The sequence below is a fragment of the Mameliella sp. CS4 genome (genome assembly GCF_019392335.1).
Lineage (GTDB): Bacteria > Pseudomonadota > Alphaproteobacteria > Rhodobacterales > Rhodobacteraceae > Antarctobacter.
On the sequence record NZ_JAHXRQ010000043.1, the window covers coordinates 1 to 20,626 of the forward strand.

The 20,626-nt window shown below is 63.7% G+C and carries 18 protein-coding genes and 5 pseudogenes; 6 read left to right on the forward strand and 17 right to left on the reverse strand.

What is annotated here, in order from left to right; all coding sequences use genetic code 11:
- Nucleotides 1–1,326 precede the first annotated feature (1,326 nt).
- Nucleotides 1,327–1,707, reverse strand: coding sequence for an HNH endonuclease (locus KZZ07_RS25600; RefSeq protein ID WP_370631260.1), 381 nt, complete (start codon nt 1,705–1,707; stop codon nt 1,327–1,329).
- 72 nt (nt 1,708–1,779) lie between these two features.
- On the opposite strand from KZZ07_RS25600, the pseudogene KZZ07_RS25605 reads away from it, so the two are divergent.
- A pseudogene (locus KZZ07_RS25605) lies at nt 1,780–2,509 on the forward strand (IS3 family transposase); the annotation flags it as partial.
- Nucleotides 2,510–2,547: 38 nt separating this feature from the next.
- Here the strand turns inward: KZZ07_RS25605 and KZZ07_RS25610 are convergent.
- The 5 genes and pseudogenes from KZZ07_RS25610 to KZZ07_RS25630 all read right to left on the reverse strand — a co-directional run.
- Nucleotides 2,548–3,074, reverse strand: a pseudogene (locus KZZ07_RS25610) (transposase); the annotation flags it as partial.
- A 63-nt stretch (nt 3,075–3,137) separates the two neighbouring features.
- Complete coding sequence (locus KZZ07_RS25615) at nt 3,138–3,317, reverse strand: hypothetical protein (RefSeq protein WP_219519466.1); 180 nt, start codon at nt 3,315–3,317, stop codon at nt 3,138–3,140.
- 50 nt (nt 3,318–3,367) lie between these two features.
- Nucleotides 3,368–3,604, reverse strand: a complete 237-nt coding sequence (locus tag KZZ07_RS25620) for a thioredoxin family protein (RefSeq protein WP_219519471.1) — start codon at nt 3,602–3,604, stop codon at nt 3,368–3,370.
- 92 nt (nt 3,605–3,696) lie between these two features.
- Nucleotides 3,697–4,755, reverse strand: a complete 1,059-nt coding sequence (locus KZZ07_RS25625; RefSeq protein WP_219519473.1) for a permease — start codon at nt 4,753–4,755, stop codon at nt 3,697–3,699.
- Nucleotides 4,752–5,039: an ArsR/SmtB family transcription factor gene (locus KZZ07_RS25630; RefSeq protein ID WP_219519478.1), complete on the reverse strand. Its 288-nt coding sequence runs from the start codon at nt 5,037–5,039 to the stop codon at nt 4,752–4,754. Before KZZ07_RS25630 ends, KZZ07_RS25625 begins: the two co-directional genes overlap by 4 nt.
- A 263-nt stretch (nt 5,040–5,302) precedes the next feature.
- Between KZZ07_RS25630 and KZZ07_RS28180 the strand changes: the two are divergent.
- Nucleotides 5,303–5,787: pseudogene (locus KZZ07_RS28180) on the forward strand (integrase core domain-containing protein); the annotation flags it as partial.
- Nucleotides 5,788–5,803: 16 nt separating this feature from the next.
- Here the strand turns inward: KZZ07_RS28180 and KZZ07_RS25640 are convergent.
- Nucleotides 5,804–6,869, reverse strand: a pseudogene (locus tag KZZ07_RS25640) (FAD-binding oxidoreductase).
- A gap of 5 nt (nt 6,870–6,874) precedes the next feature.
- Nucleotides 6,875–8,104: an aromatic ring-hydroxylating oxygenase subunit alpha gene (locus KZZ07_RS25645; protein ID WP_219519481.1), complete on the reverse strand. Its 1,230-nt coding sequence runs from the start codon at nt 8,102–8,104 to the stop codon at nt 6,875–6,877.
- 145 nt (nt 8,105–8,249) lie between these two features.
- Here KZZ07_RS25645 and KZZ07_RS25650 point away from each other — a divergent pair, with 145 nt between their 5' ends.
- Entirely contained in the window at nt 8,250–9,131 is an 882-nt protein-coding gene (locus KZZ07_RS25650) for a LysR substrate-binding domain-containing protein (protein ID WP_219519484.1), read from the forward strand.
- 48 nt (nt 9,132–9,179) lie between these two features.
- Here KZZ07_RS25650 and KZZ07_RS27925 read toward each other — a convergent pair.
- From KZZ07_RS27925 to KZZ07_RS25675, 6 genes and pseudogenes are all read right to left on the reverse strand, one after another.
- A pseudogene (locus tag KZZ07_RS27925) lies at nt 9,180–9,419 on the reverse strand (IS3 family transposase); the annotation flags it as partial.
- Between the two features lie 157 nt (nt 9,420–9,576).
- The gene (locus tag KZZ07_RS25655) at nt 9,577–10,164 is read right to left on the reverse strand and encodes a maleylpyruvate isomerase N-terminal domain-containing protein (protein WP_219519487.1); all 588 of its coding nucleotides are present in this window, start codon (nt 10,162–10,164) and stop codon (nt 9,577–9,579) included.
- Complete coding sequence (locus tag KZZ07_RS25660) at nt 10,161–11,234, reverse strand: cupin domain-containing protein (RefSeq protein ID WP_219519489.1); 1,074 nt, start codon at nt 11,232–11,234, stop codon at nt 10,161–10,163. The genes KZZ07_RS25655 and KZZ07_RS25660 overlap by 4 nt, the downstream gene beginning before the upstream one ends.
- Nucleotides 11,235–11,258: 24 nt before the next feature.
- Complete coding sequence (gene maiA, locus KZZ07_RS25665; protein WP_219519491.1) at nt 11,259–11,903, reverse strand: maleylacetoacetate isomerase; 645 nt, start codon at nt 11,901–11,903, stop codon at nt 11,259–11,261.
- Nucleotides 11,900–12,595: a fumarylacetoacetate hydrolase family protein gene (locus KZZ07_RS25670; RefSeq protein WP_219519493.1), complete on the reverse strand. Its 696-nt coding sequence runs from the start codon at nt 12,593–12,595 to the stop codon at nt 11,900–11,902. The genes maiA and KZZ07_RS25670 overlap by 4 nt, the downstream gene beginning before the upstream one ends.
- 20 nt (nt 12,596–12,615) lie before the next feature.
- Nucleotides 12,616–13,827 (reverse strand): 3-hydroxybenzoate 6-monooxygenase, encoded by a 1,212-nt coding sequence (locus KZZ07_RS25675; protein ID WP_219519496.1) that lies wholly within the window; start codon nt 13,825–13,827, stop codon nt 12,616–12,618.
- 199 nt (nt 13,828–14,026) lie between these two features.
- Between KZZ07_RS25675 and KZZ07_RS25680 the strand changes: the two genes are divergently transcribed.
- The 3 genes from KZZ07_RS25680 to KZZ07_RS25690 all read left to right on the forward strand — a co-directional run bounded on the left by KZZ07_RS25680 (nt 14,027) and on the right by KZZ07_RS25690 (nt 15,044).
- Nucleotides 14,027–14,491, forward strand: a complete 465-nt coding sequence (locus tag KZZ07_RS25680; protein WP_255564601.1) for a MarR family winged helix-turn-helix transcriptional regulator — start codon at nt 14,027–14,029, stop codon at nt 14,489–14,491.
- A 121-nt stretch (nt 14,492–14,612) separates the two neighbouring features.
- On the forward strand, nt 14,613–14,798 hold the full coding sequence (locus KZZ07_RS25685) for a hypothetical protein (protein WP_219519499.1): 186 nt from the start codon (nt 14,613–14,615) through the stop codon (nt 14,796–14,798).
- Between the two features lie 54 nt (nt 14,799–14,852).
- On the forward strand, nt 14,853–15,044 hold the full coding sequence (locus KZZ07_RS25690) for a hypothetical protein (protein WP_219519502.1): 192 nt from the start codon (nt 14,853–14,855) through the stop codon (nt 15,042–15,044).
- 18 nt (nt 15,045–15,062) lie between these two features.
- On the opposite strand, the gene KZZ07_RS25695 is transcribed toward KZZ07_RS25690, so the two are convergent.
- The 3 genes from KZZ07_RS25695 to KZZ07_RS25705 form a co-directional block, all read right to left on the reverse strand.
- Nucleotides 15,063–18,332, reverse strand: a complete 3,270-nt coding sequence (locus KZZ07_RS25695; protein ID WP_219519505.1) for a trypsin-like peptidase domain-containing protein — start codon at nt 18,330–18,332, stop codon at nt 15,063–15,065.
- 82 nt (nt 18,333–18,414) lie between these two features.
- Nucleotides 18,415–19,650: a Tm-1-like ATP-binding domain-containing protein gene (locus tag KZZ07_RS25700; RefSeq protein WP_219519507.1), complete on the reverse strand. Its 1,236-nt coding sequence runs from the start codon at nt 19,648–19,650 to the stop codon at nt 18,415–18,417.
- Nucleotides 19,647–20,626: aldehyde dehydrogenase family protein (locus KZZ07_RS25705; RefSeq protein ID WP_219519510.1), on the reverse strand; the 980-nt coding region annotated here is incomplete at its 5' end. The genes KZZ07_RS25705 and KZZ07_RS25700, both read right to left, overlap by 4 nt.

Below are 20,626 nucleotides of genomic sequence, written 5' to 3' on the forward strand. Positions count from 1 at the left end.
CATCGTCTGTTCTCCTCGTCGTTTTGAACGTTACGAGAACAAACTCTACTTTTGAATGGCCCAGTTCTTTGGGGGCAAGTCAGCCTCTCATTCCTATCCTGCGGGGCGAGTTGGAGCCCGTACGTCGGGTCGTCATCGCACCCGACCTTCCTGACGGCGTTGTCCTACTCTTCTTATCAATTGCCGGACTAAAGGACCTCCTTGTGAGGGAAGTGCATGGCCACTGGGGGTATCACTACCACTATCTAGACTCGAAAAGACGTCGGTCAGACACGCTCCTCACATTCGAACGGCAACTTAAAACGCTACCCAAAGGACAGCAAGTTCGAGTCCTGACTTGGGAAAGGCACTCAGAGAAGAGCCACTTCTCGGCGCGTGCAGGAAGTTGGGGCGAGAAGAAGAGGCAGAGTGTCTACCAATCCTGCATCGGTGATAGCGCCAAACGACACCTGAGCGACTTCAAAAAGCCAGGCAAAAACGCTGAAACTGTATGGCCGGACTGATGTCTGAGTAAACAGAGTGCCATTGGTACATTGGTGCCCCTTGGGGGCATACGGCGAACAAAAAAGTCCCACTTTTACCCATCCTGGACGGTGGTGAGACAAATTCAGCCCTTAAGGCACTGATTTCATTACACCTAGGGTGATGGATGGTGCCCGGGGGCGGAATCGAACCACCGACACGAGGATTTTCAATTATAAACCCGGCGCTTCTCCGTCTTACTGATTTCTTCCGAACCGATTGGAATGGATCACTTTTCGCAGAGAATGCGGCTCTTGAGAGGTTCTGCTTGAGGCTGAACATTTCTGGAACATGCCATTCCGAATTACACGGAAGTTACACGGGCTACTCCGAACCATTTGCCTTTCGTTCCGGCTGAAACCGTCTGCTTGCTCGATCCGAGGTTGAGCCCGGTGAACTTACGTGCAACGCTTCGCCAAAAAACAGGCGAGCCGTTCAGATGAACCCGATCATCTAACAAGAAATCAACAAGGCAGCGTGGAGCGCGTGTGACACGTTTCGGGGTGTTGTCGATCCGTCGATCTACAAGCTTACGTCCTGACGATGCTCTTTTTGAAATACGTCTCGGACGTGTGGGGGCACCATTAAAATCCAAAAAAATCATTAAGATCAAAAGATAAGCGGCACCACGAGACGCGTCGTCCACCCTACCGTCCACCTTGTGGCGCTGGTGGTCTTCATGAATGATTGTCTGTTCAAATGAGAAATTTGTGTTCAATCCTGCCTTAGCAGGCGGTCTGATGTGGCTGACGAAGGGCTGTGATGCCTAGCATTGTCGGCTGACTGCCGCAAATTGCGCCCGTCTCAATCCACTTTTGCAATGCCCGAAGCAGTCATCCAACTGACCCATCGACGAAGGAAGTCGATGTAGCAGTCTTCGCTAATACGCAAAATGTTCACTCCCGTAGCCGCAACCTTGATCCGCGCGTGCTCGACGCGGTGGCAAGTCGGACAAAGCAGGGCAAAGTCCTTGACCGTTGTGTACCTCACGCCTTCATCTAACGGGTGCATGTGGTGGACGTCCAAAAGCGATCGCGGATTTATGCCTCCTATCCCTGTCACACGATGTGGGTCGAATTCGCAATGGTCGCAGTGAAGCGTTTTGTTTTTCCGTCTTTGCATGACGAATTTCTGGGCCAGCCAAGCTGCGCGCCTACGCACTTTCGCACGGCGCTCACCTTCCATGCCCTCCAAGGCACCGTCGGGCAGGTCTCGCTCAATATACTTGCGAATGCGTTCATCAATTTCGCTAGCTTCAGCTTGGGCAGCTACGGTCGTCCGCGCATGACGCAGGAATTGAACGAATTGGGCATCCAGGTCGGTCAGCGTCGTGTCGCCCGGATCATGCGCGACAACGGCATTCAGGTCCTGCGTAGCCGCAAATTCAAACGCACTACGGACAGCGACCACAGCTTCAACATCGCCCGGAACCATCTGAACCAGGATTTCACGGCGACGGCGCCAAACCAGAAATGGGCCGGGGACATCACTTACATCTGGACGCGTGAAGGTTGGTCATACCTCTCTGTAATCATTTACCTATATTCTCGACGCGTGATCGGTTGGGCGATCAGAAATCGCATGAAACAGGATCTTGCATTGCGGGCTCTGGATATGGCCACCGCCCTGCGCCGCCCACCACCTGGCTGCATTCACCACACCGATCGCGGAGCCCAATACTGCGCTCACGAGTACCAGAAGCGACTTCGGCGTCATAAGCTGCTACCTTCAATGAGCGGCAAGGGAAATTGCTATGATAATTCGGCCCCCTCTCGGCAGATTTGCTTTGCAAATCGCCTGCCGGGCAAAGGTCGAGAGCTTCTTCAAATCTCTCAAGGCCGAGCTGATCTGGCGAAACACCTGGCAAACGCGACGGGACGTCGAGGTCGCAGTGTTCGAATACATCAACGGCTTCTACAACTCTCGCAGGCGCCATTCAGCGCTGGATGGAAAATCACCCGTGGCCTTCGAAAAGATCGCCGCCTAACATGAGCAACACGCCGGAACGGAAACGGTGCAAGTCCATTCCTCCCGGTAGAGCCGATAAAGCTTCTTGTGGTTCATGAGCATGCGCTTGCGCTCGAGCAGGATACCGATCCGGCGATAGCCGAACCGGCGCCGCTTTCCGGCGATCTCCTTCATCTCCTCGCGGATCTCGGGGCAGTCCGGCGGGCGTCTGCGCCGGACCGTCTTGGGATCGACACCGACAAGCTGGCAGGCCCGGCGTTGCGAGATATCATGATCCCGCATTGCCCTGAGCGCCGCCTCTCGCCGCCTGGTCAATGTCGTCAGTTATTTCCCAGCAGATCCTTTAGGACGACGTTGTCGAGCATCGTGTCGGCCAGCAGGCGCTTGAGCTTGGCGTTCTCGTCTGCCAACGCCTTCAGCCTGGCGGCCTCGGAGACCTCCATACCACCATACTTGGCTTTCAGCTTGTAGAACGTCGCCGGGCTGAGACCATGCTTGCGGCACACCTCCGCCGTCGGCATCCCGGCCTCCTGCTCCTTGATCATCCCGATTATCTGCGCCTCGGTGAAACGGCTCTTCCTCATTCGTCTGCTCCTTCGCGGTTGAGCAGACTCTGCATCAGACTGAGGGAGCTCGCGGGGGGCAGGTCACAGCATCTCCGCCCCCTGCCATGACCCGCCCGGGTCCATCAGCACCGCACCCTGGTGCGTCACCACCAACCCGAAGGTCGCGTTGTTGGCGAGGTTTTCCGGACTGCACTGTTCCAGCGGGCCGTCGATGGCCCAGACATCCTCCGCGACGGGCTGGACCTCGAGGACATCCGCCAAGACGACGGTCGGAAAAGCGAGGACGGCAACGGCGGCGACCAGAGCGCGGATTATGCGCGGAGCCAGCCTTCGAGTTTGGCCGCATCCGGCAGTCCGCCAGCATGCACGAGCTTGCCGTCGACCGAAATGCCCGGCGTGGACATGACGCCCGCCATCGCGATGGACTTCGCGTCGGTGACCTTTTCGACAGTCACGTCGATACCGAGCCGGGACGCAGTCTCCTTGACCATGGTTTCGGTCGCCTCGCAGCGCTTGCAGCCCGGGCCGTAGACCTTGACGGTTTTCATGTGCGTGTCCTTTCAGAGAAGTGCGTCGACCCGAAGGGTCGCAACGGTTGGAGACCCGAAGGGTCGCAACGGTTGGAGACCCGAAAGGTCGCTCACAGCAGGAAGTTGAAGAGAAAGCCGGTGGCGAGGATCCCCGCAACGACGACCGCGAGGAAGATCGCGATCAGGCGGAGGGTCAGCACCTGCTTCAGGATGATCATCTCGGGCAGGCTGAGCGCGATCACCGACATCATGAAGGCCAGCGTCGTGCCAAGCGCGGCGCCCTTGCCCAAGAGCGCCTCGACGATGGGAATGACGCCAGCCGCATTGGTGTACATCGGCACGCCCACGACGACGGCCGCAGGTACCGACCACCAGGCTTCGCCGCCCATGATCCGCAGCATCATCTCTTCGGGGACGTAGCCGTGGATCGCGGCGCCGATGCCGATGCCGACGAGAACCCAGATCCAGACCTTGCCGACGATCTCGCGCACCTGTTCGACGCCGATCTTCAGCCGGTCCACGAGCGTCAGCCGTTCCTCGGGCAGATCGCCGACGGGACCCGCATTCAGGTCGCGCACCCAGTCCTGCAGGTAGCGCTCCAGCCCCATGCGGCCCATGACGAACCCCGCCACCGTGGCGATGCTGAATCCGAAGACGAGATAGATCGTGGCGATCTGCCAGCCGACCAGGCCATAGAGCAAACCGAGGCCCACCGGCCCCACCATCGGCCCCGCGATCAGGAACGAGAACGTCACGCCCAGCGGGATGCCTGCCGAGACAAAGCCGATGAAGAGCGGCACCGATGAGCAGGAGCAGAACGGCGTCAGAACACCCAGAAGGGCGGCCAGCGGATAGCCCCAGATCTGGTTCTTGCCCGCCAGGATCGCACGGGTCTTCTCCGGGCTGAACCAGCTGCGCAGCACGCCGGTAACGAAGACGATGCCGGTCAGGAGAAGCAGGACCTTGGGCACGTCATAGACGAAAAAGGCGATGGCCTCGCCAGTGTGGCTGTCACGGGCCACCGGGAACAGCCCTGTCACCCATTCCGAGATCGGGATCAGCTGGCCATAGAGCAGGTAGAGGACCACGCCCACGGCGGGCACGCCGACATACCAGAGCCAGTCCGGTGCGCCACGATGCGGGGCCGGGTCATGTGTCTCGACGGTCATGCGACCTTCCTTTCAAGATTGAGTTCTGCGGTCAGCACAGCGTCGATCACCGCCGCGAATTCCGGCGCCAGGTCGGGGTTCCGCCGGTAGCGCACCCATTGCGCATCGCGCCTGTCCAGCACGAGGCCGGCCTCGCGCAGCACCTTCATGTGCCGCGACATCCGGCTCTGGCTCGCGTCAAGCCTTGTCATCAATTCGCAGACACAGTGCTCATCCCCGTCCCAGAGAAGGGCGAGCGCGGCGCGGCGAGTCGGGTCGCAAATGGCGGTAAGTATCTCCTGCATATTGGGATGATTATGCGTCAGGGCGCATATGCGCCTTGATCCATGTCAATATGATCAGACGATGAATCAAACGTCGCCCGACCCGCGCATGTAAGGGGTCTCAGCCCTGAACCGTACGTGGCAGTTGGATCTGGCACCGATGTCTGCTCGGAGCAGCCATGCCGCGAGACTCTCGATTTCAAGTCGTTTTGAACGGCCGCCCTCACTTTCGCAGCACGTCCCTATCGCACTGGCGGCGAATGACCGAAACCCGCCAGTGGATCGCCGAGGGCAAGCTCTATCTCTTCGTCGGCATTGACCGCACCAGCACGTTCGCGGTGACCCAGCTCGTCGAGAAGGCTCGCCTGGGAGTTCCTGCAGCACATGCTCAAGGCCGTGCTATGGCATCCAGTTCGCAGAGCAGCCGAGGAACCAAAACACGATCATCTCCCGGCCGATGCGTGTCGACGTGATCTGTGAGGCGAACGGGGCCGAGCACCGGCTGACCAAGCCCAACCATCCCTGGACCAACGGCAAGGTCGAAAGGATAAACCGGACGATCAAGGACGCGACGGTCAAACGATACCACGACGACGGCCACAACCAGCTGCGCACGCCCCTCATCGACGTCATGGCAGCCTACAACTTCGCCCGGCGGCTCAAGACACTCAGCGGGCTCACGCCATACGAATACATCTGCAAGACCTGAACCTCAGAGCCGGATCGAGTCATTCTCGACCCGATCCACCAGAGGCCGGGACTGAACATCATGGCTGTGTCCTTAATCATGCTTCGATCGTCACTTTGCCGATCGGATTGGAGCAGCAGGCGAGAATGTATCCGGCTTCGGTATCCTCATCGGTGATCCCACCATTATGGACCATGTGGACTTCACCGGCGGTCTTCTTCACCTTGCAGGTGCCGCAAACGCCGAAGGTACACCCCGAGGGGATCAGCGCGCCAGCGTCGCGCGCGGCAGAAAGCAACGTCTCTGTCTGTGCGATCTTCACGGTCGTTCCGGTCACGGCGAACTCGACCTCGGCCATTTCGGCATCGTCCAGCGTGACATCGTCCGGGACGTCGGACCTGTCCGGCAGCGGTGCCTGAAAGCTTTCCTGGTGGTAGCGGTCCATGTCATAGCCGAGCCCATAAAGCGCCTCGCGCACGGCCTGCATGAAGGGTTCGGGCCCACAGCAGAACACCTCGCGCTCCAGATAATCCGGCGCGACGAGGCCCAGGATCAACTGGTTCATCATACCGCGAAACCCTGTCCACGGATGATAGCGGTCGGTGCGCTCGACCACCCAGGTCAGCTCGATCCCCGTTGTCCGCGATGCCATGTGTTCCATGCGGTCGCGAAACACGATTTCGGACGGGCGTTTGGCGCAGTTGACAAAGACGATGTCGGGATCGCGGCCCTCATCGTACAATTGCGTTGTCATCGACATCATCGGGGTGATGCCGGACCCCGCAGAGATGAAGAGGTATTTCCGCGCCGGGACGTTGACGTAGGAAAATGTTCCGGATGGCCCGGTCGCGTTCAGGCGCATGCCCGGCCGCAGGTTGTCAAGCATCCAGCGCGTGCCCACAGACGTCCTGTGCCTTGACCGTGATTGTCAGCGACGTAGGGCGCGAGGGCGAGGACGAAATCGTGTAGGTCCGGTGCAGTGGTCCGCCCGGCACCGGCAATTCCAGCGTGATGAACTGCCCCGGCTTGAAGGCAAAGAGCGCGCCGGTGGGTGACTGGAAGGTGAACGTCACGACGTTCGGCACCTCTGGCAAGGTCGACACGCATTCAAGCGGTTCGTCGTCGGTCCAGAAGGCGAGTGCAGGCTGGATGGAGGCGTTCATGGGCGTCACTCCGCTGCGACTTTACGTGGCGCGAGGGCCTTACTCATGGTGACGGCGTACCAGTCGACAAACTGGATCACCCCGGTTTCCTCGACGGGGCTGTAGGGGCCGGGGCTGTAGGCGGGCGAGTTGATGCCAAGCTGGTTCGCCTCGACGATCCGGCGGTCCTCGTCGTTCGTGTGCAGCCAGACCTCGGTCAAAGTCTGCAGATCGTAGTCGACGCCTTCCACGGCGTCGCGGTCGACAAGCCAGGTGGTCGTGACCTGGGTTTCCTGCGGTCCGATAGGGGTGACGCGGAAGGTCAGCGAATGATCGGGCAGGAAATGGCACCAGCTCGAAGGGTAGTGGAAGAACAAAAGCGCTCCGGCGTCCGGGATCGACACCCGGCACAGGGGCCGCCGGACAGCAGGTTGGCCGGTCAGCGTGTAGCTGACGGCCCCTTCGTTCAGAGGCATCCGGGCGACGCGATACTGGCCGTCGCCTTCCATCCGGAACTGGGCGGGGGCGCCGGCAGCGGCGCATTTGTCGAAATGGGCCTGCAACTTGGGTGAGGCACCGCCGTCCGCCGTCACGCCGCCGATCTCGGGGTCGATGGGGAAGGACTGGCAGAGTGACGGATGCGCGCCACCGCAATGGTAGCATTCGCGGTTGTTCTCCCAGACGAGCTTCCAGTTGCCTTTTTCGGTGATCGTGGTGGTGTGGGCGACCTTGGCGCGGTGCAGATCGTGGATTTCGAGATAGGGGCGCGCAAGCTCTGCAAAGGAGTCGAAGTCCGGCGGCGTGTCGGCCAGGCAAATGAAGACGAGGCCGCAGACCTCGCGCAGATGAACGGGTCGCAGGCCCCATTTCGACGGGTCGAAATCAGGCCCCATGCTGCGCGCCCAGATCAGGCTGCCGTCGAGTTCATAGGTCCATTGGTGGTAAGGGCAGACAAGCTTTGCGACCTGTCCCTGCGACGCCTCGCACAGGATAGACCCCCGGTGGCGGCAGGAGTTGTGGAACGCGCGGATCGCGCCGTCGGCCCCCTTGACCACGATCACGTCATAGGCGCCCACTGTCAGACGCATGTAGGATCCGGTCTTCTCAAGCTGACAGGCCGGAAGGGCAAAGAGCCATTCGCGATAAAAGATGCTGGTCAGTTCGGCGTCGAATATCCCGGCGTCCGTGTAGAAAGGCCGCTCCAAAGAAAATCCGGACGTGCGGCGGTCGAGCAGATGTTGCATGGAGTGCGACATGTCAGAGCCTCTCTACAGGAAACAGTTTATCTGACATTGTGTCATGGAGAGAATGGCACATACGCTCAATGGTACTAATTTTCATCTAGAGTTAATCTGATCTTATCCGAAATGCCGTCGCCGCCGAGAGGAGGCCCTTCTTCCGATGACCAGACCCTATGACTTGCCATCCTTCACGGCGATCAACTGTTTCGAAGCAGCGGCGCGCAACCTGAGCTTCAAGGCGGCCGCGCGTGAGTTGAACGTGACCCCTGCGGCCGTGAGCCAACAGATCAAGGCACTCGAAAGCGAACTGGCGCAGATGCTGTTTCACCGCCAGCATCGCGGCGTCGACCTGACCGAGGCCGGCGCGGTTCTGTTCGTGGCCGTGCAGCGCGGGTTCGAGGGGATTGCCGGCGCCGTGCATGAGATCCGCGGCAGAACCAAGGTAGAGGATGTCGTCATCCACGCGACCACCGCCATCAGCACCTTCTGGCTGACGCCACAGATTTCGGCCTTCTGGCGGCATTATCCCGAAATGGTGATCTCACAGGTGGTCAGTGACGTCGAGCTGACGGAGGACCGTGTGGATCTCAGTTTCCGTTACGGACCGATCCCCGAGGATGGGGGCGAATACATTCCCTTGTTCGACGACATGATCGTGGCAGCGGGCTCGAAAGATTTTGCCGCCCGCTTTCCGACGGCGTCGGTCGCCGACCTTGCCAGGGCGCCGCTCATCTACCTGTCCACCCACCGACAGGAATGGACCGGCTGGAAAGACTGGCTGTCGGCCTTTGGTGTGGAGGCGCATATCGGCAAGCGGTCGACGGTGAACAACTTCATGATCGCGCTGCAACTGGCGCAGGATGGCGTCGGCGCGGTCCTCTGCTGGGAGCGGCAGGTCGGCACCCTGCTCGAGAAGAAAGTGCTCGTTCCACTTGTGCCCGAACGCCTCCCATCGCCGCATGCGTTTTATCTGCAAGTCCATTCCCGCGCATCTGAGGAAGCACGCTTTCTGGCGGAGTGGATTTCCCGCCAACCGTTCTGATGGCTCTTTTGCCGGACAGTCCAATTCAGGAACGCGGGCAACGGGCTGTGCGACCGCACCCGCCCATTTCTGATTGCGCCGATCGGGCGTGCAGTCACGATCCAGCAGGTTTGGCGCACTGTGGAACGTGTGGTCTCTGTCCGTCATCGCTTTGAATTTGCGTGCTCTTTCACCGACGACGCCGGTCTCGCGCATCACTCGTCCGACAGGCTGGCGCCCCAGGTCGACGCCGACCTCCTTCAGCTCTTCGGTCATCCCGGGTCGGCCGAAACCGCCCGGGCTCAGCCGCAACCTGACGCCACGAAAGCCCGCTGGTCAACGCGAGCGGGGTCCAGACCTCGCGGATCGTAGGGGACAGCGCGGACAGCTTCGAGTGGACGCAGCATGCCAACAGCTACGATGCCTCGGGCCCGTTGACGGAACGCGCCACCACCTATGACAACAGTCAGCGCCCGCCCGGCAATGCCAGTTCGGCACGCAGGTCGGCGGGCACATCGGCCAAGCGCCCGCCATTGCCCAGGTCCAGCGCGCCTTGCCAGACCACCCGGGCACGCAGGCGGGGCGTCTGGCGCAAGGGCCTGACCACCGCCCCATCCAGCGGCACGGAAAGCTCCCACCCGTCGCCGGTCAGGTCGCGCCATTCGACGTCCAGGTGGATCGCCGCATGGTGCACCAGGCTGCGCAGCGCGCGCGGTGGCAGGGTTGCGCCCTGGGCGATTTCGTTCCGGTAGGTCTTTGGCGAAATCGGCTGAACGGCCTCCCCGGCCCGCGCGGCGGCCACCTGCTGCGCCAGGGCGCGGGCGTGATACCCGACCTGGGCGATCAATGCCCGCCGGCGCACATCTTCGCGCAGCGAAGGCGCATCCAGCTCGACGTCCGACAACTCGCCCAGTTTGCGGGCGAAATAGGCCGTGCCGCGCCGGGCCAGCAACAGGTCCTCTGCCGGGGCCGAGGCCGCGTCGTAACGCGCCCCAGCGCCTTGGCGCGCGCGCAATGCCTCGCGCGCGGCCTGTTCCCCTGCCGTCAGGCTCATTGCCCTTCGACCGCCGTCCGCATGAAGCCCAGCCGTTCCATAATCGGCGCATCAGAAAAGCGGAACAAGTCGAACTGGGTTTCCGCCTGCAAAGACCACGGCACCCACGAGGGGATCACGAACATGTCGCCCTTTTCCAGCTTGTGCGTCTCGCCGTCCATGACGACCGCCCCTTGCCCCTCGAAGACCTGGAACACGGTCGAGCCGACCTCGCGCCGCTCGGGCGTCTCGGCCCCGGCGCGCAGGCGATGGAATTCACATCGGATCGTCGGCATGACGTCGCCGCCGGTGGTCGGGTTGACGTAGCGGATCGCCGCATGGCCCTGTTCGACCGTTGCGGGCATCCCTTCGTCCTCCAGCAGCAATTGTTGCGTCAGCGCCTGATCGGTGAACTCCCAGCGGTAGGCGCCAATAGGCGAGGCGACGGTATCCTGCAATTGCGACAGCGGGCGCAGGCCCGGGTGGCACCACAGCCGCTCGCCCTGCGAATAATTCGGCGTGGCATTGTCGGTGACCCGTTCCGACCCGAACTCGAAAAAGCCCACATCCATCTGCTGGCTGAACGGAATGTCCAGCCCGTCGATCCAGGCCATCGGCTCGGTCGCGACGTTATGGTGCCCGTGGAATCGCCAGCCCGGCGTCAGCAGCAGGTCGCCGCGCGACATGCGCACCGGGTCGCCGTCGACCACGGTCCAGACCCCCTCCCCTTCGACCACGAAGCGAAAGGCGTTCTGGGCGTGACGGTGTTCCGGCGCGTTTTCTCCGGGGCACAGGTACTGGATCGCGGCCCAGAGCGTCGGCGAGACATAAGCCCGCCCGCCAAGCCCGGGGTTGGCCAGGCCGATGGCCCGGCGTTCACCGCCACGGCCCACGGGCACCAGGTCACCCGAGCGTTCGGCCAGCGGCAGCAGATCGGCCCAACGCCAGACATGTGGCACCGCCTTGGGCCTTGGGTGCAGGGGCATCAGGTCGCCGGTCTGCGTCCATAGCGGGTTCAGGTGATTGTCCTTGAACCCCTGGTAAAGCGCGCGCAGTTCCGGCGTGTCCTCGGGTTGCATGGCGTTGTCCATTTGTCTCCTCCTCAGAATAGCCTGTCAGGCCGCGTCGGGCTGGTTGGGCGGGGCGGCGTCGCGGAAGGCGGGCAGCGTGTCGAGACCCGCGAATATCCGCGAGATGGTCGGCCAGTCCTCCAGCGGGATGCCGAACCGCTTGTTGTTCCAGACCTGCGCATAAAGGCAAAGATCGGCCAGCCCCGGCGTATCGCCGTGACAGTAACGCCCGGTCCGCGCGTCCTGCAACGCCTCTTCCAGCGCGTCGAAGGTGGTGCGGACCCAGTGGGTGAACCATTCCTTTTGCCCTTCTTCACCCGCGCCGAACTGGTCGCGCAGGCGGAACAGGACCCGCAGGTTGTTCAACGGGTGAACCTCGCAGGCGATCATGTAGGCCAGGCCACGCACCCGGGCCCGGCCCAGCGGATCGTCCGGGAGAAGCGCCGGTTCGGGATACGTCTCTTCCAGCCACTCGATGATGGCCAGCGACTGAATCAGGGTGGTCCCGTCCTCCAGCTCCAGCGAAGGCACCAGACCTTGCGGATTCTTCGCCAGGTACTCCGGCGTCCGGGTCTCGCCCTTGCGCAGGGCATAGGCCAGATAGTCATACTCCAGCCCCTTGAGGTTCAACGCAGCGCGCAGCCGCGTCGACGTCGAGGAGCGAAAGAAGTTGTGCAGCTTCAGGCTCATGCGCGGGGGCCGATATGGGTGGTGCAGGTGCCCAGGCCCTCGACCTCGACCACGCAGGTATCGCCGGGTTGCAGGGGGCCGACACCGGCGGGTGTGCCGGTCATGATCAGGTCACCGGGCTTCAACTCGAAGGACTGCGACAGGATCGAGATCATCTCGGGGATGGACCAGATCAGGTCGGACAGGTCCGCATCCTGTTTGACCTCGCCGTTGACCGTGAGCCTGATTGCCCCTTTCGACGGGTGCCCCACCTTCGACACCGGGTGGATAGGCGCGATGGGGGCCGAGTTGTCGAACCCCTTGCCCAGGTCCCAGGGGCGTCCCTGTTCCCGCGCCTTCAACTGCAGGTCGCGGCGGGTCAGGTCATTGCCGACACCATAGCCCCAGACGTGGTCCAGCGCCTTGTCCTCGGGGATATTCACCCCGCCGGTGCCGATCACGGCGACCAGCTCTGCCTCGAAATGGAAATTCTCGGTCTGCGGCGGATAGGGGATCGTCGCGCCATCCTCGACCACCGCATCGGCGGGTTTCAGAAAGAAGAACGGCGGATCGCGGTCCGGGTCCTTACCCATCTCGCGGGCATGGGCGGCATAGTTGCGCCCGATGCAAAAGATCCGGCGCACCGGGATACGGTCGTCGCTGCCTGCGACGGCGACGCTGGGGGTGACAGCGGGTTCAAAGACAAAGCCCATGAAAGTGGTCCTTCCTGAAGTCATTCAGCGGCGGCGGATTTCGCCGCGCCCGTGTCCAGCCCGTTCGAGCCGTAAAGCCAGTTGAGCTGGGTGTACCAGTCGTCCGCGCTCATCGAACGCATGACGGAATTGCGCACCGCGGCCTGCGCGTCGCCGGGGTGATAGATGTATTCTCCGATCAGGCGCGAGTTCATCTGGACGCGCGCGGTGCGGACCTTGCGCATCTCCTGGTAGCGTTGCAGCGCGTCCTCGGTATCCTCACCGAAATGCTCGATGCAATGGGACAGCGCCACCGCATCCTCCATCGCCATGCAGGCGCCCTGGGCGAAGTATTGCAGCATCGGGTGGGCCGCATCGCCCAGAAGAGCCACGCGCCCGTCGACCCAGTTGGAAATCGGGTCACGGTCGCAGAGCACCCAGAGCTTCCAGTCGTTGCCATGTTCGATCACCTGCCGCGCCTTGGGGTGGATGTGCTCAAAGCCCTGCGCGACCTCTTCCTTGCTGACGGGTTTACCGGCAATCGCCTCTTGCACGTCGCGGTGATAGGTCACGACAAGGTTGAACACCTTCCACCCTTTCAGCGGGTAGTGCACGATATGGCACTTGGGTCCGGCCCAGAGCGTCGCCGCGTTCCAGCGCAGATCTTCGGGCATCTGCTCGGTCGGGATCACCGAGCGATAGGTGGTGTGGCCGGAAATACGCGGTTCGCCATCCCCGATCATCTGCGACCGGATCGGAGAGCGCAGCCCCTCGGCACCAATCAGGAAGCGCCCCTTGATCGGGTCGCGCCCGTCCAGCGTCAAGGTGACGCTGGTGCCGTCCTGTTCGTAGCCCAGAACCTTGTGATCGGTGCGCAGGTCGATCAGCGGACTGTGCTCGCAGTAGTTCAGCAGGACACCGTGCAGGTCGGCCCGGTGCACCACCGCGTAGGGGTTGCCGTAGAACTTGCGAAAGGGCTCATCCAGCGGAATGCGGGTGATATCCTCGGCGGTCTGGGCGTCCATCAGGCGCAGCGCGTCGATATAGACCGCCTTGCTGCGCGCCTCGTCCCCCACACCCAGATAGTCGAAACAGTGAAAGGCGTTGGGGCCGATCTGGATACCGGCACCGATCTCGCCCAGTTGCGGCGCCTGTTCGACGACGATGCTGCGCTGCCCCTTGCGGGCCAACCCGCAGGCGGCCGCCAGGCCCCCGATGCCGCCTCCGGCGATGATGATGGGAAGATCACTCATGGCTCTGGTCCTCTCTCCTCCGCAGGTCCGCGTCTGGCCGGGGCCTGCCCCCGGTCGACGTCTGCCCCGATCATTCCCCGGAATCGGGAAACTGATATGTAGACATATGATTTGCATACAGAGCATTGCGCGTCAAGAAAAAGATCCGTACACTTACAAAATCAGCGAAAGGCGCTTCGAAGCGCCCGAGGGGAATGGAATGATGGACGCAGGCACACCGGATCGAGAGGAGGCGGAGGACCTTCCGCTGGAATCCCTGGCCGGGCACCTGATCCGGCGGCTGCATCAGGCCTCGACCAATGTCTTTCACACCCGCACCCGCGCCGCCGGGCTGGAGCTGACGCCGGTGCAGTTCGCGGCGATGAAGGCGGTGCATGACGATCCCGGCATCGACCAGGCCACCATCGGCGCGCGCATCGCCTATGACCGTGCCACCATCGGCGGCGTCATCGACCGGCTGGAACAGAAAGGCTGGGTGCGGCGGCAGGTGTCCCAACGGGATCGCCGCGCCCGCGAGGTCACGCTGACCCCCGAGGGCTCCGAATTGTTCCACCGCGCGCTTCCCGTGATCACCGCCTTGCAAGCCGAGATCCTGCCCGGCCTCACCGAGGCGGAACACCGCGTCTTCCTGGACCTGGCCCGCAAGGCCACACCAGAGGACTGAGCCCCCCGGCAGGTCGGCGATTTTCCGCGCGCGTTTAACCGGACCCTCATCCAGATTAACGCCTCATTAAGGGGATAATGTCATTTTGATGAAAAAAATCGAGCGGTAAGGAAGCAAAAATATGTACCCCGAAGATCTCATCGAACGCGCCATCCAGTCAGCCACCCGTTGCGAGGCGCAAGGCTTTTACGAGACGGCGAAATCCCTGCGCGCGCTGGCCCAGGAACTGCGCGGCTCGGCCCTGCCCATGGCCGCGGCGCACGGTTTTGCCGAGGCGCAGGCCCCTGCCCCGTTCCGTCCGTTTTAACCCGGATTTCACCTTGTCCGGTCAGCCTTGAAGGGCATCACCCCGGGGGCGCAGATGGACGATCTCTATGACGAAGTCATGGCCCTGCTGCATGACACCGGCGCCTTTGCTCATTGGCAACAGGACGCCGCGATCCTGCGCAGGGTCGAACAGACCCGGCGTTCGGCCCGGTCCGAACAGTCAAGGCCCCACACACGCCCCGACAGGCGCTCGCGGCCCCGACAGGACCCGGAATCGGGGTCCTGAGGCGCGTTTGGGCCCGCCCTAGTCCGCCCCCTCGGCAGCAAACAGTTGCAGCGCCCGGCGGCTGCCGCGTCCGATGTCCCCGTCGATCGGGCCTGTATAGAACTCCCCGGCCTTGAGCTGGCGCTGCATCTCCTTGCGGAACTCCAGGTCAAAGGCCAGCGCCCGCCCATCGACCAGCAGCAGGCGCGCATCCTCGTCGCCCTCGCGCAGCCGGGCCAGCAAAACCTGCACCTGCTCTGCAAGCGGCAGATCGGCGGGCACAAAATCGGGCAACCCCTCCAGCACCACCTGCCGCGCGGGCAGGAAGGTTCCGTCCGGCAGGCGCACCGCGACGCGGTCCAGCATGGTGGGGTCGGACAGGAACAGCGTCGCCCCCACCTGCGCCGCCGTGCCATCCGGATAGACCGCCAGCCGTCCCTTGACCTGGCCATTGATCATGTCCCAAAGCACCACGCCCCCCGGTGCCAGCGCCGCCGCTATCCGCAATCCGTCAGGGGCAAAGGCCAGCGCCCGAACCTCGGCGCCGCCTGTGTCCAGCCGCCACAGGAAACGGCCCACCGACATGTCCCACAGCAGGACTTCGGGGGTGTCCTCCTCGACCACGGCGACAAAGCGCCCGTCCGGGCTGACGGCCATCGCGCGCGGCGGGCTGTCAAGCTGACCAAACCGACGGATCAAGGTGCCGTCCTCGACGTTCCACAAGGCAAGCATCCAGCGCGCCGTGACGCCCCGGCCCTGCACCACCGCAACCACCTCCGGCGACGCGCCCCGAAAGCCCAGCGGACCGACCCGCGAAAAAGGCATCTGCAAAAGCTGGTCGGATTCGCCGGTCTCCGGGTCGATCAGGGCGATTTCCGGTTTCAGCGCATTGCGGGCCACCGCCAGGACCCGGCCATCACGCGAGAAAGACGCATGGTCCCCGGCGACATCGCGCAATGCCGCGCCGGTGGCCGCGTCCAGCAATGTCACCCGGCCCCGCGCATCGCTGCGCGCAAGGTAGGCGCCGGTCGGGTCAAAGCTCAGGGCACGCACCTCTCCGGGCAGGTCGACATTCCCGATCTCGCCGCCGAAATCCACCAACTGCAGGGGCTGACCATCCGCCCCCTGCGCGGCTAGCCCTGCCCCAAGCGGGTGCCAAGCCAGGGCGGCGGGTCCTTGCACCTGCTCCGCACGATATGTGACCTGCCCGTCCTCCCAGGCCCAGACCTGCAGGGGCACGCCTGCCGATCCGCCCAGCGCCAGCCGTGTACTGTCGGGACTGAACGCCAGCGTCGTGATCGCATCCGGCTGGCGCGGGACCTTTCGCAGGAGCTGCCCGGTTCCAAGGTCTGCCAATAGCGCGGCGGGGTGCGGTTCGGCCACATGGACAAACAGCCGTGCGCCGCCGGACCCCAGGACCGCGCCACGGACCCCCTGCCCGTCAATAGCTTTCAGGACAGTGCCATCCGGTCCGTAGACCCGAACCTTTCCGCTGTCGCGATCCTGCATGGCCAGACCGTCATCACCGACCGGCCCCAGCAGGGTCTCCCCGCCTTCACCGCCGATCCGCCCCGTCACCTGCCCGCTGGGGACGTTCCACCGATACCCCCGACCCTCGGGTCGACCTGCCACCAGATCGCCCGCGGGAAGGAAGACAAGCCTGTCGACCGGCGTGTCGGTCGGCATTCGATGCAGGACCGCGCCGTCCGCCACCTTGTGCAGGTTGACCGCGTCGCGTCCCGCCAGCGCCAGGGTGTCGCCCTCCGCGCCGATGGCCACCGCCCCGACAGGGCCGTCATCCGCCTCCGAGGCCCAAAGGCGTGTCCGGTCCGAGACCTGCCAGAGCGAGACAGTGTCGCCCTGTACCACCGCCAGCCGCGCGCCGTCTGCGGAAAGCGCCATATGCGTGATCCCGCCGGAGCCGTCGGGGGTGATACGCCCCGTGACCTCCATCAGGGGCAACTGCATGAGCTCAACCGCGCCGTCCCGCGCCAGGGCAAGAACATCCCCATCCCGGCTGAGCGCGAGCGACTGACCGCCCTGCGGCAAGAATCGCCGCGCAAGCAAGGCACCGTCTTGCAGCCGCCACAGGGACAGGGCGGATTGCCCGCCACTCAGGTTGGTGAGTGTCGCGGCCATCCCCTCGCTGGCGGCCATCAAGACCCCCGGACCATCCAGATCCCCCAGCGGCCCGGTCAGCAGCTCGACCCCGGTGCCCGGCGGCAGGTAGGGCAGAGCAACGCCAAAAACCGCCGGGCCGTCCGGGCCAAGGCCAACGGGAAAGACATCGACCACGTCTTCGCGTGCTTCGTCAGGCACCAAGATCTCGGCGTCGGGGACGACGGCGGGGGGCTTCGGGTCAGGCCGTGCAACCGGCCTGACCTTTGCCGCTTTCAGCGGCGTACCCGGCCTGGGCGCCGCAGACGCCCGGGCCTCACAGCGCGCGCCCCCATCTCCGACGCATTCCTCGCCCGCGGCCACCGCGCGCAGGAAACCAGAGCTGTCCAGCAGGGCCGCGATGCTGACGCCACGCCCGCCGGTCGCGCGCGGCTCTTCTTGCAGGTGCACCCCGAACATCCGGCCATCGCCATCCAGTATAGGTGCCCCCACATTGCCGGGCAGGGCCGCGCAGCCATGCGTCAACCGCCCGCCCTCGGTAACCGACCCGCGCAGGGCACAGCCCTCGCGGACCACCTGTTTCGAAGTGCCGAATGGATGACCAAGGATCGCCAGCGGCATCCCGGTCGACAGGTACGGCGGATCAAGCGCCAGCACCGCACCCTCTGCCCCGGGACGTCCGTCGGCCCGCAGCACCACAAACCCCAGGTCCGCATCCGCCTCCACAGCGTCGGGATCGAGCGCGACCCGCTGTCCCTGCTCCTCGACACGGGGCGCGTCAAATCCGGTGATGAAATCGACGCGCGTGATCCGCTTTGGCCCACGCGCGGCAAGGCCCGGCTCTGCCAGAACGCCCGGCACGCAGCGAAAGGCTGTCAGCACCAGGTTTTCGGCAATCAGGACCCCCGTGCAGGTCACGACCGCAGGTCCGCCCTCGGTCTCGACCGCGACCCGGACCTGGCCCACGGACCGCCCTGCGCGACGAATTGCGGTGGGGGCCGTGTAGCGGATGATCGGCTTGGCGCCCGTGGCCTCGATCCGGTCACGGTCCCGCTCTGGCACCTGCATCAGGAGACGGTCGAAATCCGCCCCGTCGAACAGCGGCAGCCCCTGCGCCAATGCGGCGCCACCAAGGGCAACCGCCCCTGCAAAAACCAGACCCGCGCCCCAAAGCCGCCGGAGTTGCGACATGCGCCTGCTCCTCTCAATGCCCTGAACCAACCTCTTGGAACAGGACGGTAGAGGAAAGCGCCATGTCGGTCGACCCGCCGCGTCACGCCCCGCGCAAGACGCCCCCGGCCTGCCAGCCGTCGAGCACCTCCAGCGCCGTTTCTGCAAAGGCGGGATCATTGATGTGCGCGTCCAGTTCGACCAGTTGCACATTGGCGGGACACTGCGCGCGGATCTCTTCGATGAAAGCGGCCAGCCCCTCGGGATCGCTGAGCGGCCCCCCGGGACGATCCCATTCGTTGCCGCCCTGCAGAGGCAGGATCAGCACCACCGGCCCCTTGGCGCCCGCCAGTTTGTCACAAATCGTACGCGCCATTTCACGCCGCTGGTCGGCGGTCATCATGACAGAGGACAACAGACGATTGTGGGCATGCTGTTCCTGCCCCGCAAGTTTTGCCGGTGCCTCCTGCCAGCCCACGAAATCGACAAGGTCATAGCAGCCGATGGACACGATCTGCGGCGTGCCGCTGCTCCCTGCGTTGGTCATCCGGTCGGCGCCCGCGCTGATGGCCGAGCCCATCAGGTGATTGCCCACCTCCTGCGGTGCAAAATCCATCACCGCGGCAAAGGCGCCTTCCGCCGCGAGGCTCTCGAAGGCCCGTCCGCCCATGCCGGTGGCATGGAACACCGCCACCTCGAAACCGCGCTCTTCCAACGCCGGTTTCAACGCCACCATGTAGCGCAGCACCGTCTTGCCAAAGCTGGTCATGCCGATCAGGGGCCGCGTCCTGTCGGGCCGCTCTACCGCCCGCGCGGCGCCCAGAACCGCGCCCGCCGCCTGTGAAAGCGAGGCTTTGCAGACAGAATTCAACCCGTAAAGCCCGCCCGCCCAAAGGATCATCTGCACGTCCGCCGGAAGACGTTCCGGCGGGATCAGCGGCGAAAAGGAGACGGTCGACACGATGTATTTCGGCACGCCCAGCGGCAGCGCCGAACAGAGGTCCAGCGCCAGGTCCGTGCCCATTGTCCCGCCCAGCACGATCACCCCGTCGATGCGCCCCTCGGCCTGCAGGCGCGCCGCCAACAGGGCCGACCCCTTGGCCATGATCTGCATGGCAAGGTTCTCATCCCCGCCATCAATGGCCTCCTGGATGCTGTGGCCAGCCGCTTCGGCTACGTCGTGCTTGGAAATGTCGCAGGGCGCCGAAGGATCACCCAGCACGCTGACATCCATTGTCAGCACCCCGCCCCCCTGCCCCCGGATCACCCCGGCAAGGTAGGTCAGCTCCTCGTCCTTTGTGTCAAAAGTGCCGACGATCAGGATGGTGCGGTCGGTCATAGCTTGATCCACGCGGTCTTGAGGTCGAGGTACTTGTCGAAGGCGTGCAGCGACTTGTCGTGCCCGTTGCCGGATTGTTTCACGCCGCCCAGCGGCACCGTCAGGTCGGACCCGCCATAGGTGTTCACATGCACGACCCCGGCCCGGATGCGCCGGATCATGCGGTGCGCGCGGCTGAGGTTGGAGGTCCAGACCGCTGCCGCCAGCCCGTAGTCCGTGCCATTGGCGATCTGCACCGCCTCGTCCTCGGTGTCGAAGGGGATCACCGCCAGCACCGGGCCGAACACCTCTTCGCGCGCCAGCCGGTCTGACGGTTCGACACCGGTGACGATGGTCGGTTCCATGAAAAAGCCGCCGGTCTCTTGCAGGATGCGGGCACCGCCGATGCGAATCTCGCGCCCCTGCGCGCGGGCCTCTTCGACAAAACCAAGGTTCTGTTCCAACTGGCGCAGGCTGTTGACCGCCCCGGCCGTGGTCGCGGGATCCAAAGGATCGCCGACCTTCATGCCTTTGACGAAATCGGTCAGTTGCGCAACGAACGCGTCATGCATCGACCGCTCGACCAGCAGGCGCGAGCCGGCGACACAGACCTGCCCCACGTTGCGGAAGATGCCATTGGCCGACACCTTGACCGCCTCACCCAGATCCGGCGCATCGGCAAAGACGATGTTGGGGGACTTGCCGCCAAGCTCCAGGTAGACGCGTTTCAGGTTTGACCGGGCCGAGGCCTCCAGCAGGCGCCGCCCCGTCGCGCCCGACCCGGTAAAGACCAGCACATCCACCTCCATCGACTCGGCAATCGTGGCGCCCACAACCGCGCCCTCCCCAGTGACGACGTTCAGGACACCGGCAGGCAGACCAGCCTCCATCGCCAGTTCGGCAATGCGCAGCAGCGTCAATGTGAATCCCGGAGACAAAATGGACATCGGAAACGGTCGGGTGATCTGACCGTCGCGGAGTAAAAGTCCGCATCTTG

Coding starts and splice junctions, on each gene's coding strand:
- KZZ07_RS25600 (WP_370631260.1), bottom strand. CDS start 1,707: ATGGAAGGTGAGCGCCGTGCGAAAGTGCGTAGGCGCGCAGCTTGGCTG.
- KZZ07_RS25620 (WP_219519471.1), bottom strand. CDS start 3,604: ATGAAAACCGTCAAGGTCTACGGCCCGGGCTGCAAGCGCTGCGAGGCG.
- KZZ07_RS25625 (WP_219519473.1), bottom strand. CDS start 4,755: ATGACCGTCGAGACACATGACCCGGCCCCGCATCGTGGCGCACCGGAC.
- KZZ07_RS25630 (WP_219519478.1), bottom strand. CDS start 5,039: ATGCAGGAGATACTTACCGCCATTTGCGACCCGACTCGCCGCGCCGCG.
- KZZ07_RS25645 (WP_219519481.1), bottom strand. CDS start 8,104: ATGTCGCACTCCATGCAACATCTGCTCGACCGCCGCACGTCCGGATTT.
- KZZ07_RS25650 (WP_219519484.1), top strand. CDS start 8,250: ATGACCAGACCCTATGACTTGCCATCCTTCACGGCGATCAACTGTTTC.
- KZZ07_RS25655 (WP_219519487.1), bottom strand. CDS start 10,164: ATGAGCCTGACGGCAGGGGAACAGGCCGCGCGCGAGGCATTGCGCGCG.
- KZZ07_RS25660 (WP_219519489.1), bottom strand. CDS start 11,234: ATGGACAACGCCATGCAACCCGAGGACACGCCGGAACTGCGCGCGCTT.
- maiA (WP_219519491.1), bottom strand. CDS start 11,903: ATGAGCCTGAAGCTGCACAACTTCTTTCGCTCCTCGACGTCGACGCGG.
- KZZ07_RS25670 (WP_219519493.1), bottom strand. CDS start 12,595: ATGGGCTTTGTCTTTGAACCCGCTGTCACCCCCAGCGTCGCCGTCGCA.
- KZZ07_RS25675 (WP_219519496.1), bottom strand. CDS start 13,827: ATGAGTGATCTTCCCATCATCATCGCCGGAGGCGGCATCGGGGGCCTG.
- KZZ07_RS25680 (WP_255564601.1), top strand. CDS start 14,027: ATGATGGACGCAGGCACACCGGATCGAGAGGAGGCGGAGGACCTTCCG.
- KZZ07_RS25685 (WP_219519499.1), top strand. CDS start 14,613: ATGTACCCCGAAGATCTCATCGAACGCGCCATCCAGTCAGCCACCCGT.
- KZZ07_RS25690 (WP_219519502.1), top strand. CDS start 14,853: ATGGACGATCTCTATGACGAAGTCATGGCCCTGCTGCATGACACCGGC.
- KZZ07_RS25695 (WP_219519505.1), bottom strand. CDS start 18,332: ATGTCGCAACTCCGGCGGCTTTGGGGCGCGGGTCTGGTTTTTGCAGGG.
- KZZ07_RS25700 (WP_219519507.1), bottom strand. CDS start 19,650: ATGACCGACCGCACCATCCTGATCGTCGGCACTTTTGACACAAAGGAC.